Here is a 14,495-nt window from a genome sequence, read left to right as displayed (position 1 = left end):
TAGGACTTCATCCTATTTTTTGTTAAATCGTTCCTTCGGAACTCTTTTTTAGTTAGCTTGAAGTTTTAATGAACTCAGCACTTTCTTAGGATCTTCGAATTTCACTTTTACTTTTTGGTCATCTTTCACTTTTTGTACACCTTCTAGAAGGATTTTGTCGCCAGTTGTCAATCCTGAAGCCACAACGTAAATATCAGGAAGCTCGTAAGCAACTTTTATATTTCTAGATTTTACCATTCCGTTTTTGTCCACCACGAAAACATAGATTTGATCCTGGATTTCGTAGGTTGCTTTTTGCGGAATAATTAAGGCATCGTGCAAAGGAAGTGTCATTTGCACTTTTCCTGTCTGTCCGTTTCTCAAAATACTTTTTGTGTTAGGGAATTTTGCACGGAAAGCGATGTTTCCTGTTTCGCTGTCAAATTCTCCCACAATAGTTTGGATAATTCCTTTGTCAGGATAGGTTTCACCATTCGCCATTGTTAGCGATACGATGTTGTTACCACGTTCCCCAGAATGCATTTGATAGTTGAGGTATTCAGGTTCTGACACATTGAAATAGGCATAGATTCCACCGTTATCAGAAAGACTTGTCAGTAAATCACCTTCGTCTACCAAGCTTCCCAATTTTAGCGGAAGTCTATTAATAATTCCAGAAAAAGGTGCTTTAATCGTAGTGAAAGATAGGTGTGTTTGGGCTAATCTAAGTTCAGCATTTGCAGCATCTAGCTTAGCTTTTGCCATTCTTTTTTCGTTAGGCGACACGACGTTGTTATTAGCAAGTGTGCTGGAGTTTTGTAGCTCGATTTGGGCTTGTGCAACTTCTGCTTTGGCTTTCATAACGTCAGCTTCGTAGATTTGAGGCATTATTCGGAAAAGAGTCTGCCCGGCACGAACATATTGACCTTCGTCAACGTAGACATTTTGTAAAAAACCTTTCTCTTGTGCTCGGATTTCGATGTTTTTTTCGGAGCGGATTTGAGACACGAATTCTTTAGTAATTACTGTATCCATCTTAACAGCCGAAGTTGTTGGGTAGATTTCAGTTTCTCCTTTCTCTTCTTTTTTGTTGTTGCAACTTGCTAACAACAAGATAGCGCTTAGAGCAACGCATGATGCGACTCTCTTCATAACTTGATATTAAAATTGTGGGTAAAAAAGTTTGGTATAGTTAAAGGATTAAATTATTATTTGTCGAGTAATAATTTAATAATGATATTGAAGATTTATTTAAAAATCAACAATTATAAAATGAAATTCTATATTCTTAAAGACTGAATAAGAATAAATGTTTTAACATGATGAAAATGGAAATCTTGTGAAAAGATTTCTTTCTTACGAATCGATTTGAAAAATAAAGCAAGAAGACTTGAAATCCCAAGAATATTAGCGAAAACAAACAGATTGTCAACATCTAATTCTAGATTGAAATCCGTTTCAGTATCAACAATAGAGAAGTTATCTGCAGATTGAGAATGTTTCGCAGACTTGTCTAAGCTTTTGCTGAGATGCTGAGTTTTTGACGTATGTGTATGCGATGTCTGCGCAAAATTGGCAGCATCAACTTTGTAAGATTTGCTTTCTACACAGAAAAGTAGCAGCAAAGCTGTTAATATGAACACAAAAACAGTTTTCATTTCTCTCATTGCAAAATTACTTCACAAAGTGTTAAAAAAATGCTAATAATAAAATTTTAATGATATTTTAAGATTGAGAGTTTTTTAAGCTTTAATTTAGTTTCAGGTTTAAGATTTTGTAATTTTGCAATCTAAATTTTTTCTATGCCTTTGTACAGAGATTTTTCGGATGATAAAGCACAACTTCTTGTTTGGAAATATGATGAACAAGAGGTTTTGGATATGGATACTTTGTTAGAAAAGGAGAATTACAATAAAGTTAAAGAGTATCATCCTAAGAAAATAAAAGAGGTTTTGATGGTTCGTAAAATGTTAAAACAGATTTTGCCCAATCATAAAATCCTTTACAAAGACAATGGCGAACCATTTCTAGAACCACAAGACTTTAGTATTTCCATAAGTCATTCTTTCCCTTTGGCGGCGATAGGAATTTCGAAATCAAAAATCGGTCTCGATCTCGAACTTAAAAAAGAAAAAATTAAGCTTATTCGACATAAATTTATTCTTCATGAAAACGACTTTATTGATAATAATCACGAGGTCGATTATCTAACAAGCATATGGAGTGTGAAGGAAGCTTTATACAAAATCCATCATTCTAAATATTGGTCGTTAAAGAAACATTACGATATCCAAGCTTTTCAACCGACAGATGATTTCACAGTTAAAGCACGCGTTTATGATCATAATTTTGAAGATTACTTCCAAGTGAAAGTCAGAAAAATTGATGATTATTATTTTTCTGTGGTTTTGGAGTAATTTTTTTAAATGCTGATTCATAATATTTAAGGATTAACTTTTTTCGATTTTATGGAATTTCAATATCTCTTTTCTTGATTTCATTGACTTACTTCGATATTTTTGGAAAGCAGAATAGATGATTTTAATGAAAAGGATTTTCGAATTTTATACTTTCTTGAAGCCTATTTCTAAACTTTTCGAACTCTAAATCCAATATTTATTTATTGATAATAATGTGATTTATTTTAGAAATTCTATTTCTTCTAATTCTCTTTTTCTAAAAATAATTATGGAAAAAGAAATTAAACTAAACATCGGTACAGATCCACAAATGTTAATGCCTATTTTGAATTCTGAAACTTTATCGCCAACTATTTATAACAATGATAATGATGTTGAATTCACTTACCTTCATAAACATAAATTCCCAACAGGGACTAAGTTGTATAATGAATACAGTGTAACTAAATACTATCAAACGCCGATTTTCTCTGCAAAAGGAGATTCTTCTTATGGCGATGTAATCTCTAGTTGTTTTGTGAGAGATGAAACAGAAACTGACATTAAAAAATTAGCTGTTATTTATCGTGCTGACAACTAAGATATTACAACAGAGTTTTACGATTTGCCGCTAGCAACTTTGGCGACGACGGATGTTGCTAAAAATAAAGTGAAAATCTATTATGATGATAAGTCGCAAGTTATTGGAAGTTTAGAAAAAGCTGATAAGTCCGAGGTTTATAACGCTGTTGGTAATTTGGTGAGTGTTGCTTCGAATACAAATAAAATATCTGCCGCTAGTTTTAGAAAAGGTCTTTATATTGTTAAACTGACTACTAATTCTGTTGTTATAACATCGAAAGTAATCGTTAAATAGAAAATACTATTATATATTATTTGTCAAAGGCTGGCTCAGAGATGAGTCAGCTTTTTTATTCGGATTTACTTTTGTAGTAATTTTCGACCACTCTTCTTTGGTCTTTAGCAACATCATATATCAGTTCTAACAAATCCTGAATACTTTTTAACTCTGTTAAATGACTAATTTTTGTAGGATCACGATGATCTTTGTATTCGCTTTCGTCAAGTTCGCGTCTGCGTTTTTCGAGTAATTCGTCAACGTGATCGTCGGGTTCTATTTTGCTTTGGTCGATAATATCATGATCGAATTCTTCTTTATGTAAAAGAGAATTACTTCTAATTAATTCTGATGAAATTTTTATTTTCCAACTTTGGCTGTCAATCTCAGGATATTGATCCTCATTTTTTGCATATTGCGAAAGCGAAGCTGTATAGGCGGTCAATAGGTGAGAAGTCGTCACAAATTGATGCACAGTTTCCAATTTTTTTTGTTGATCTTTCGGATCCGAAATCATCCTTTGGAAGTTATCCGATAGGTTGGCAAGATCGATAATAGCATTTTTTCTTCTAAGACGATATTGCTCATCATTTTCTTTTTTATTAATGAAAAGATCCATCACCACACGGAAATATTCCAAATTGCTCTTTGCGGATTTTTTCATCAATTGTAAATTCTGAGTATGTTCCCAAACAGGAAAAACAAAATAAGCGACCAAAAATGTAACAGCGCCTCCAATAGCAGTATCTATAATTCGGTCTTTGAAGATGAGGTTGACATTACCCGGACGTAAAAAATTAAAGGATAAAAAAACATAAATGGTCATGAAAAATACTGCCCAAAAATATTTTGATTTTAAAAGACTGAAACATAGAGTCATTGTCGTCAATAAAATTGCTAACAAAATGCTATGATCCGTAATGTAATACAAAACAATATAAGCTGCGACTCCACCTGCAATAGTGCCGTAAAGTCGAAGAAGATTGCGATGTTTTGTCGTACTATAGGAAGGTTTTAGGATGGCTGTAATGGTGATCATAATCCAATAAGCATGACCAATTCCTAAAAATTCCATTTTAGAAAAAAGATAACCAATAAACAATGCTAAAGTCACACGTACAGCATGACGAAAATGTCCAGAATCTAACGATATATTGCTCAAAAGCACCTTCCGATTAAGACGTTCTTCTTTAGGAACAAATTTGTTGAGATCAAGACCTGTGGAAAGACTTTTCGCCAATTTAACATCCTGATCAAAAACTCGGAAAATCGTTTTCACTTCGTCCGTTACGTCCGTTATACGCATCAAAACTTGGCGGAGAAGCATAAAGTCTTCTAGATTATCCGAATTGATTTGTTTAAGACGATGTTCGTAAAACTCGTGGTAAATTTCTTTTAAAGCTTTATCAAAATTAAATTGCTCTTTTGTTCTAATACTACCTTGCAACGCAATACCGATATTGGTGATTTCGTTGGCCATGTTGTTCAAATAATCGTGCATCATGTTGAGAATTTTGGTTTCTCCAAAAACATGATTTAGTTTTCTATAATCATTCTCCGAGGTGAAAAGTTTCTCGTAAAGGTCAATAGAATTAAGGAACATCAACATCAAAATTCGACTTTGCGTTGTGGATTCGTTGACGATTTTTCTGGTTTTAAAAACCATCTCTCGTGTAGCCTCTTGTTGGTCTTTTATTTTTATCTGTTGCGAAATAAGCTGACTGATAAGTGTATCAACATTTTGGTTTTTACGATAAAATTTAGCTTTTATTCTTAAATAATCGGCGAGTTCTAGATAGTTTTCGCCCACCATTTGACTCGCTAATTTATAAGGTTGTAAAGTCGAGACCACCAAAAATACAATGACAAACCAAATACAACCTCCGAGAAATATGATTAAACTTTTAATAACATCATGTCCCGTCAGATGTCCATCAATAAAGATACTGAGGACGACTAAAGATAATGATCCAACGCCAGCAAGTCGTGTTCCGTAAACGCCAATTAGCGAAAAGAACATCCCAAAAAGAATGATTTCTAAATAAACGATAATTTGGAAATCTTTGACGAGACTGGCTATTAAGGCTACAAAAAAGTAAGAAATGACAGCAAAAGCTAAAGTGTTACGTCGTCTTACAAAGGGTCCAGGTTGGTCGGTAAGCCCTACAAAACTTGTCCCCATCGGGAAAAGAAAATATTCTTGCAATAAGCCAAAATGCGCTAGAATAATACTCGGAATAACAATAGCCAAGGCAATTCTTGTCCCTGCAAAAATATATTGGCTTGTTAAAAATTTTTTGAGTTCCGAAGTATAATTCATATAACAAAAATAAAAGAAAAATGCCTCATAACAGAGGCATTTTTAATAATATTTGGATAAAGATTAATAATCTTGAGAGTTGTAAGTTTCGCCTCCAATATTCCAAGTTAGACCAAATCTAAGAGTGTTGTCCAAAGCACTGTTAACTTTTGACATATTAATTAGATAAGATAAGTCTAATCCAAAAGATTGATACTTAAGACCTACACCAACTGTTGCATACTGTCTTGCACCTTGCTCAGGACTTTCTGTAAAGTAACCCGCACGGATTGCAAATGCATCATCGTAAGAATATTCTGCAGCTCCTGAGAACATAATACTTTTTTTGTTACCGAAAGATTTTCCGATACCTTCCATAACACCCACGTTAGGGATCGTGTAAATTGGTTTTCCATTAGCATCATGATCAGATACTTCTGGACCTGGTACTAATAGTTTTGAAGCTTCACCACTGATGCTAAATCTGTTAAGATCATCAATAAATAAGTCATAACCTACACCTAATCTTGCCATTGTTGGTAGATATGATCTAGAGTTTTCATCACCTGTGTAGTCTAATCTTGGTCCAAGGTTTTGTATAGCCCAACCTCCGTTAACACGTCCTTCGTAATCACCGATACTTTGATGTTTTGGAGATCTGAAGTAACCAGATACATCAACTGCAAAAGTATTAGCTGGTTTTAGTGTGTTATCTGTGTTGAAACTTCCACCTAAATCTGATCTAATGAAACGCCCAGTAACAGCCATAGAGTAGTTGTCAGAAAGCTTAAGACCATAAGCAACGTCTAATGAAAATTCATTAGGTTTAGTTGTTCCTCCAGAGATAACTTCGTTACCCACTAAAGATGTTAAGTCAACTTGTCCCATGTTGAAGTAATAGATACTTGCACTCAACGTTGATCTTTCGTCGTCACCTAAAAACGTGTAGAATGAACCATAAAGTAGGAAAACGTCGTTTGTTAACTTACTCATATAAGGTGTATAGTTAACCCCAACCCCCGAAGTATTTTTAGCAAAAGGATATTTTGCAGCGTTCCAAAATTGTGAGAAAACATCTGTAGATGTCGCAACCCCTTGATCTCCCATACCTCCTGCTCTTGCGTCTGGTGAAATTCTTAAAAAAGGAGCTCCTGTTAGTACTGTGTAGTCAGATTGAGAGTAGGCAGCAATGCTTATTCCTAATCCCAAACCTAAAAAGAGTTTTTTTGTCAAATTCATAATTAGTTAGTTAGTGGTAAATTTTACCGTTTTAATATTTTTATTCTTTAGTTATTTTAATAATACCATTTTTTCGACTGCTGTTGCACTGCCTTTACATTTGTCTTGATTTTGGCTTTTTGCAAATATCTTAAAAATATATGTTCCTTTTGCAACACTATCACCAAAATCGTCTTTACCATCCCATTCGATAGCTTGTTTAGGTGTTCTGTAACCTTCTAAGAATGGTTCTGCAGTGATCGAGTTGGTTAATGTTCTTACTAATTTACCCGTTATAGTAAAAATTTGAACATTAACATCCAATATATCGTCGCAATTATGCTCAAACTGTACATATGTCTTATTGGTAAATGGATTTGGCCAGTTAAGAGGTCGATTAATAACCAATTGTTGTTGACTTTCATCTTTCACTACAAAGTTTAACGTAGAGCTTGTAGAATTATTGTTGATGTCCCAAACTTTAAATGTTAATTGGTGTTGTCCAGGTTTCAAATCACGGAACGGATAAGTTACGCTACCTTTTTGATAGTCTGCTAAACTTGCATTGATACAACCATTACTCTCACCAGAAGTGAAGTAGTCATTAAGAACTTTAGTGTTTATAACTTCGCCATCTAATAAGACCGTGATGTCATGTCCAATACCAGAACCGGTGGAATTAATACCAATATTATCCGTAACACAGGCTAACAGATTAGGATTTTGATCAGTAATACCTCCATCAGCAAAGTTTGTATTATTCATATACAACTGTACTTTTGGTGGTTCTGAGTCGTTTACTCCATTAGGATTAATTCCTCCAATTTTTTGAGCTTGATTTGTAAATACATCATATGCAGTGGTATTACCTTTAACAAAGTTATCTGCATAGGCTAATATACGACCATCTCCATCTGTATAATTGATATCTTTCGGAACATAAAATTCTACAATGTAATTTCCGTTTTCTACTTTACCGGACGCTTTAACAATAGGACTCCCTTCTTCACTAAAGCTAATTGTAGGATTCATTTTTGGTTGATTATCGTTATTTCTTGTTTTTTTTGTTAATTTTTTATCAAAAATATTAATAACAACACGACCATTGAAGTTACTATCTAGACTTCCATCAGCTTTTGTAACACGTCCTTTTATTTTAACAAAATCTAAAGCTCGAATTTTACCATCTTCAGGCGTGTCGATGTTATCAATTTTTAATAAGCGTTTTGGACGCGATAATTTCATTGCTGGATCGCCAAGAAAGTTAACACGTAAGTGATTAATATCTTTTCCTTTTATTTTTTTAGCTTTTAAAAAGGCTTGACCAAGAGTATAGAAATCGTCTTGATTTAAATCAAAAATACTTGCAGTAAAAAGTGATGTTAAATCTTCACCATAAGTCACAGCGATTGCTCGGCTAGAAGTAATCATTGTAGCCGCCCCTCCGGACTTTAATTTAATAATTTGTTCTCCTACAGAATTAGTATTTGGCTCATCCCAAAGCGTGAATTCGCATGTAATTGTTGAAACTAAAGGGAATCTGCTGTAAAGTGAAGTGTAATTATTAAAATTTTGAACTTCCGTAGAGGTTAAAACCCGTTCTTGTGCCCAACCATTAATACCACCATGTCCAAAATAGAATAAATATAAACTATTACCAACATCGTTACTAATAGCTTGATTAATCTGTGGAAAACGTTGACCTCCAGCACTTGTTTCTGGAGGGAAGGCATCAAGATAAAGTTTACGGATATTATATTCTGGCCTTTTGTTTTGGTATAAAATAGGTGGATTAGGGAAACTAGGAGTTGGATTAAGATAGCCATTTTCCATATTTGCACTCTTGAATGCATTTTCCATTGTATTATGGAAAGGTACATTATTGTCAGCATCATCATCAACTATAAAGTCTAGCTTCATTCGCCACTCGCCAAAAGGAGAAGATTGTCCCGGTAGAGCATTATAATATGCTAAAGTTTTGTCAATTAATAGTTTGGCTTCCGATGGGTTAGCCGCAGGTAATCGACCAATAGGGATGTCGGGAAGAATATTTGAAATATCCGAAGCGCTTTGTGGACTTGTCATAACAAAATAATCATCTGTCACGTAACTTTGCGCAAAGTCCTGACTATTCTCACTTTGATAACTTGGGATAATATCTGTATTATTTGCAACTCTGTTTTTAAAGTCATAAGATGTGTCTCCTAAGAGTAAAACGTATTTTAAGCTAGAAGAAGCATTCAACTTTGTAATAAAACTACGAATTGCAGTGATATCTTTACTTCCACTACTAAATTCATTATAGATTTTATTAACATCAACTATTTCAACATTATAAGAATTAGTTGTTCTATGATAACTGGCTAGACGTTGAGCTTCAGACATCATATTTGCAGGAGAAATTATCAAATAGTCTACATTGGATAAAGCCGAAAGATTTTGGTTTTCAATACGACCAACAAAGCTTGGGGCGAAAGCTGCAGATTGATTAAAAGCTACAAATTCATTATTGAAAGTGGGACTATTTGCAAGATAACCAATGTTAAAAACGTTTGAATTCCCACTTTGATTAAGTTTTCTCTTAACATTTGTAGTGTCCGATACGTCCCATACTTGCTCTAATCCATTGGTATTAGAGATCGAAAACCCGTAAGTATTATTACTTTTTTCATTAATACTAAAATCTCTAAATGCTAATTGACCTGCGTTATTATAGGTTAAGTCTTGTTTATATACAATTTCAGCATAATCCCAATAAAATTGACCAAGTGGGTTAGGACTAAGATTAGGTTTGTAGCTAAGAGTTATACTAGATGTTGGCGAATTTGTTATACTGCCATTGAAAGTCAGTAACGATACATCTTTTTGCGCTACTGTACTAGACTTAGTATCTTGTCCATTTATAGAAAATTCGATTTGATTACCTTGGCCGTTGTAACCTGCTACTCTAGTTTTATACAAGATTAGATCTGTTGACTTAAGAGGTGTTCTAAGGTCAAATTTTACTTCTTTATTAGTTGTGAAAGAATCACCAACCCAAAGTCGACCCAATTTGATGATATTAAATTTCTCCTCATTAATATATTGGTAATCGTCGTACCTTGTTATTAAAGTAGAAGGTGGATTTATGTTATCTTCTTGAATTCTTTTACCAGGACCAATGTCAAAATTAATAAAATAATAAGACGAATCTTCATACAGATTTACCAAATTAAGGCTTGTATCCAATCTTGTATCTGTTCTACCATTTCTAGTCGCACTTTTTGTTTGATTAAAACCGTTAGGCCCTTGGGCATAAAATAGTGCATAGTCTTCATCATTCCAAACACCATCGTTTTCTCCAACAACTTCTATCGCATTTTGTTGTAAAGACGAAAATGTAGCATCTTGGTTATATTCAGGCAACATAATACCGCCATTTCCATAAATTCTGAAATTTTTAGGATTAATGCTGGATACATTAATACCATTATCTTGCAAAAACTTTTTAGAAATTTTGAAGATACCAGACTTATCAACTTTTATTTTATAAAATGTACCACTTTGAAGCGGGTTATCTGTTGTGCCAATATCGGCTCCTTTGTGCAAGATTAGCGGTTTTGAGGAAAGATCAACATCAACAGAAACTAATCGATAAATCTCATTGTTAACTTTTTTAAGAACAGGAATATGTGCTACCCCTACATCAGTATTTAGTTTGTCGCTATATTCATAACTGATGTCATAATAGTCTGTATTAACCAAAATATCTTGATTAACATCAAATAAGTTTTCTGGTTTTGCTTTTTCCCAAACAAAGTTTTTAGCAAGGATTTCTTTGCCGTCATTTTTTTTCTCGATAGAAATAACGACGCCACGAGATCCTACGTTGTATCCTTCATTTTTAAAAAAAGGCATAATTTGTTTATAAGAGCCGTAATCGAATGTTTTGCTACCTTCCCATTGTATGTTGACCTTTTGACCAAATACACCGATAGAGATTGCAACTAGTAATAGAGAGTAAAATTTCTTTCTCATTTAGAAAATATTCAATTTACAAAATAAACGAAAATTTAGATAAAAAGGTATATAACAATAAAACTTATTTATTTGCGTTAGAAAAAAAGCATATCATTATTTGATTAATTGAAATTTTTATTTTTTCTTTGTACTTTGTAAATGATTATATCAACTATGAAACAAATTAAATTGTTTTCACTTGCCCTTGGCTCAGCTTTAGTTCTTGCGAGTTGTGGTGGAGGTAACACTAAAAAAGGTGGTGGCACAAAGCGTTTTACTAGTAAAACGGGATGGAAACCAAATGAGAAAAACGGATACTTTTTCTCTGGCAAACAGCAAAAGCAGAAAGGTTGGCCAGGGATGGTGTATGTTGACGGTGGTACCTTTACTATGGGATTGGTGCAAGACGATGTAATGCATGACTGGAATAACACGCCACGTCGTATGCAGGTAAGTTCTTACTTTATTGGTGAAACTGAAATTACTAACTATGAATATAGAGAATACGTTACTTGGTTAAAGTATGTATTCCCTCCATCAGATCCGAATTTCAAAAATATCTATTCAGGTGCTTTACCAGATACTGTAGTTTGGAATAATAAGTTATCTCGTAATGCTTACGCAGAAACATATTTCCGTAATCCAGAATTTGACTATTATCCAGTAGTTGGTGTGTCTTGGTTACAAGCTACCAAATATTGTGATTGGTTAACTAACAGAGCTAACGAAAAAGCATTAATGCAAAAAGGTATTTTATCCAAAGATCTATATGCAAATGACTCGAACTTTAACGGTGAAAGTACATTTAGCATGGATAAATACAAAGCAAATGATTCCGAGTTAGATGCAGTTATCAATAAAGATAAATTGCAAAAACAATCTGGTATTAAAACATCTTCTCAAAGAATTGCAGCTGCTAACCGTAGCGCATCTTCTGGTATGGTGGAAAAATTCAGACTTCCAACTGAGGTGGAGTGGGAATTTGCAGCATTAGGCATGCAAAAAAATCGTAAGTATAATAACTATTTAGGCAAGACACCAGAAATTGATAAGCTAAAAGGTACAAAAGGTCGTAATAGAGGGATGTATCTTGAAAACTTCAAAATGTCAAGAGGTGACTATTCTGGAGTTGCTGGTTGGAAGAATGATGGTTCTCCTACAACTTCTGATGTTAGACAATATCAATCTAATGATTTAGGAATTTATGGTATGTATGGTAACGTTGCAGAATGGGTAGCAGATGTATATCGTCCACAAATTGATGAAGACTTCAATGACTTTAACTATTATAGAGGTAATGTTGTTGTTCAAACTGAAAAGAATGCTGACGGTACATATAAAAAAGTTGGTAATATGGATATTAAATATGATACCATGGCTAACGGTCAATTAGTTTATAGAGGTCTTCCTGGAGAATATGAAAGAAAAGTTGTACAAGATGACAGAAACTATAGAGATGGAGATTATCAATCATCTTTAGATATGTCAGGTACAAATTCTGATAGTACATTTAATATGTATAATTCAGTAAGAAAAGGATTTGTAGTTGATAAACATGGTAATGTAATCCTTGAGAAACAGAAAAAACAAGTTACAACCGCTATAACTAACGAAGTTCGTGTTGTTAAAGGAGGTTCTTGGTTAGACTCTTCTTATTGGTTAGATCCAGGACACAGAAGATACAAAGAAGAAGGAAAAACATTCAGTTGGATTGGTTTCCGTGTAGCACAAGATGCTAAAGACTCTGGAAAAAGAAGCAAAAGATAAAACTTCATATAAAGCAGTAGATTTTCTACTGCTTTTTTTATGCGAAATTATTTTTTAATCTTAATTTTGAGACATGAATATCGAATCATTTTATAAACTTTATAAAGAGGCTAACAACTGTATTATTGACAGTAGAAAGCTACAACCAAACGACATCTTTTTTGCATTCTCTGGTGAAAATTACAACGCAGCCGAAAAAGCGGAAGAAGTTATTACCAGTGGCGCTTTAGCGGTTGTTGTCGAAGATCCTAAATACAATAATCCTGGCCGTAATATTTTCTTTGTTGAATCAACTTTACAGTTTTTACAAGACTTATCAATTTATCACAGAAATCAACTTAATATTCCGATTATTGGTTTAACGGGGAGCAATGGTAAAACGACAACCAAGGAAATGATTAGCACGGTTTTGTCAAAAAAGTTTAATCTTCAATACACTTTTGGAAATCTAAATAATCATATAGGTGTACCTCTAACGATTTTGTCCATCAAATCAGAACATGAATTAGCTGTCGTCGAAATGGGAGCAAATCATCAAAAAGAAATCGAAGCGCTTTGTAAAATTGCGCAACCAACCATTGGTTATATCACCAATTTTGGAAAAGCACATCTTGAAGGTTTCGGCGGTTTCGACGGGGTTATTAAAGGAAAATCTGAATTGTACGATTATTTAAAAGCAAATGATAAAACAATTTTAGTTAACGAAGCAGATGCAATTCAATTAGAAAAAACAACGGATTACGTTAACAAAATCTCTTTTGGAAAACCAACTTCTGATTATGTTTTTGAAATTTTTGCAAAAGATCATTTCGTTGGTTTAATATATCAAAACAAAAAGTTGCTTTCTAATTTAACAGGAAATTACAATTTCACTAATTTATCAGCTGCGGTTAGTTTAGGTTTGCATTTTAATATTCCATTTAATGATATTAAAGAAGCGATAGAAAGCTATTTTCCTAGTAATATGCGTTCGCAAGTTCAGAAAAAAGATGGTAAAACATTAGTCCTAGATACATATAATGCCAACCCAAGTAGTATGTCGGCGTCTTTGGATAATTTTAATGAATTTGAAGGTTCAAAAACAATTATTATCGGTGATATGTTGGAGCTTGGTACAGAAAGTGAGCTTGAGCATCAACTAATTTATGACAAAGCAAAAGCGCTTAGTTTTGATAAAATTATTACTGTCGGAAAAGAATTTAAAAAAGTAAATCCGACTGATTTTGCATTCGAAAATACATCAGAATTAATAGAGTTTTTAAAAGAAAACCCTATAACAACAGACAATATTCTGTTAAAAGCATCTCGCGGAATTGCTCTCGAGAGAGCAATCGACCTGTTATGAGATGTCGTGTTTCGATAAAAAATCTGTAAGAATTAAAAGAATATTATTAAAAGTGGAAGTTTCGACATCGCGTTGGATTTCCACTCTGTTTTTCCATTCCACTTTGGTGATTCCTTCTTCAACTTGTGGTTTTGGTTCAGCAATGCCGTCATGTTGCATGTAATACCAATAGGTTTTTTTCAAGACAGGTTTTGACCTGATGTGGTACATATGGTAGGTCGAATTAATAAACTCGTGAAGTTCTAGATTTGTCAGTCCACATTCTTCTTCAACTTCGCGCAAAGCAGCAATATCACTAGATTCTCCAACTTCTATTTTACCTTTTGGAAGATCCCATTTTCCTAATCGATGGATGAAAAGTATTTTCTTTTCAGGGTTTAAAACAATACCACCAGCAGCTTCAATAACTTGAAAATGTTGTTGATAATTAAGCCAAAGCTCTTCCAGATTGTTGTGATATATGGCAACATCTTTGGTCGAAGTGTTCTGCAAAAGATCCAAAGCGATATCAAATTGAAGATTCTCCTCAAATGCTATGTTACGCTCAACATTTTGAGGCGTTTCACTAAGGATTAATTTTTTTTCATTGATAAAAACTTTATACATTTGCGTAGCTTTAATATTAATACA

The 14,495-nt window shown here is 33.6% G+C and carries 11 protein-coding genes; 5 read left to right on the top strand and 6 right to left on the bottom strand.

Features of this window, described 5'->3' with window-relative positions; translation table 11 throughout:
* Positions 1-48: 48 nt before the first annotated feature.
* Both AC23MB_RS03970 and AC23MB_RS03965 read right to left on the bottom strand, forming a co-directional pair.
* Positions 49-1,131 carry an efflux RND transporter periplasmic adaptor subunit gene (locus AC23MB_RS03970; protein WP_487786571.1) on the bottom strand — a complete coding sequence of 361 codons (1,083 nt, stop codon included), beginning with the start codon at positions 1,129-1,131 and terminating at the stop codon, positions 49-51.
* 128 nt (positions 1,132-1,259) lie between these two features.
* Entirely contained in the window at positions 1,260-1,622 is a 363-nt protein-coding gene (locus AC23MB_RS03965; RefSeq protein ID WP_487786570.1) for a hypothetical protein, read from the bottom strand.
* Positions 1,623-1,781: 159 nt separating this feature from the next.
* On the opposite strand from AC23MB_RS03965, the gene AC23MB_RS03960 reads away from it, so the two are divergent.
* The 3 genes from AC23MB_RS03960 to AC23MB_RS03950 all read left to right on the top strand — a co-directional run bounded on the left by AC23MB_RS03960 (position 1,782) and on the right by AC23MB_RS03950 (position 3,255).
* Entirely contained in the window at positions 1,782-2,396 is a 615-nt protein-coding gene (locus tag AC23MB_RS03960; protein ID WP_312321517.1) for a 4'-phosphopantetheinyl transferase superfamily protein, read from the top strand.
* A 271-nt stretch (positions 2,397-2,667) separates the two neighbouring features.
* Positions 2,668-2,979 carry a hypothetical protein gene (locus AC23MB_RS03955; RefSeq protein ID WP_487786569.1) on the top strand — a complete coding sequence of 104 codons (312 nt, stop codon included), beginning with the start codon at positions 2,668-2,670 and terminating at the stop codon, positions 2,977-2,979.
* A 24-nt stretch (positions 2,980-3,003) separates the two neighbouring features.
* On the top strand, positions 3,004-3,255 hold the full coding sequence (locus tag AC23MB_RS03950) for a T9SS type A sorting domain-containing protein (RefSeq protein ID WP_487786568.1): 252 nt from the start codon (positions 3,004-3,006) through the stop codon (positions 3,253-3,255).
* A 55-nt stretch (positions 3,256-3,310) separates the two neighbouring features.
* Here AC23MB_RS03950 and AC23MB_RS03945 read toward each other — a convergent pair whose 3' ends face one another.
* The 3 genes from AC23MB_RS03945 to porU all read right to left on the bottom strand — a co-directional run bounded on the left by AC23MB_RS03945 (position 3,311) and on the right by porU (position 10,771).
* Positions 3,311-5,557, bottom strand: coding sequence for an FUSC family protein (locus AC23MB_RS03945; RefSeq protein WP_312321515.1), 2,247 nt, complete (start codon positions 5,555-5,557; stop codon positions 3,311-3,313).
* Positions 5,558-5,620: 63 nt separating this feature from the next.
* The gene (gene porV / locus AC23MB_RS03940; RefSeq protein WP_312321514.1) at positions 5,621-6,775 is read right to left on the bottom strand and encodes a type IX secretion system outer membrane channel protein PorV; all 1,155 of its coding nucleotides are present in this window, start codon (positions 6,773-6,775) and stop codon (positions 5,621-5,623) included.
* A gap of 51 nt (positions 6,776-6,826) precedes the next feature.
* A complete protein-coding gene (porU, locus tag AC23MB_RS03935; protein WP_487786567.1) occupies positions 6,827-10,771 on the bottom strand; it encodes a type IX secretion system sortase PorU in 3,945 nt (1,314 codons plus the stop codon).
* A gap of 156 nt (positions 10,772-10,927) precedes the next feature.
* Here porU and gldJ point away from each other — a divergent pair, with 156 nt between their 5' ends.
* Both gldJ and AC23MB_RS03925 read left to right on the top strand, forming a co-directional pair.
* The gene (gldJ, locus tag AC23MB_RS03930) at positions 10,928-12,520 is read left to right on the top strand and encodes a gliding motility lipoprotein GldJ (protein ID WP_312321512.1); all 1,593 of its coding nucleotides are present in this window, start codon (positions 10,928-10,930) and stop codon (positions 12,518-12,520) included.
* A 73-nt stretch (positions 12,521-12,593) separates the two neighbouring features.
* The gene (locus AC23MB_RS03925) at positions 12,594-13,865 is read left to right on the top strand and encodes a UDP-N-acetylmuramoyl-tripeptide--D-alanyl-D-alanine ligase (RefSeq protein ID WP_487786566.1); all 1,272 of its coding nucleotides are present in this window, start codon (positions 12,594-12,596) and stop codon (positions 13,863-13,865) included.
* On the opposite strand, the gene AC23MB_RS03920 is transcribed toward AC23MB_RS03925, so the two are convergent.
* On the bottom strand, positions 13,860-14,471 hold the full coding sequence (locus tag AC23MB_RS03920; protein ID WP_487786565.1) for an NUDIX hydrolase: 612 nt from the start codon (positions 14,469-14,471) through the stop codon (positions 13,860-13,862). The genes AC23MB_RS03925 and AC23MB_RS03920 overlap by 6 nt on opposite strands.
* Positions 14,472-14,495 lie beyond the last annotated feature (24 nt).

The organism is Soonwooa sp. T0.1_25 (assembly GCF_057652215.1).
The sequence above is the reverse complement of the archived record's forward strand: the minus strand, read 5'-3'. Positions and strand labels throughout refer to the sequence as shown.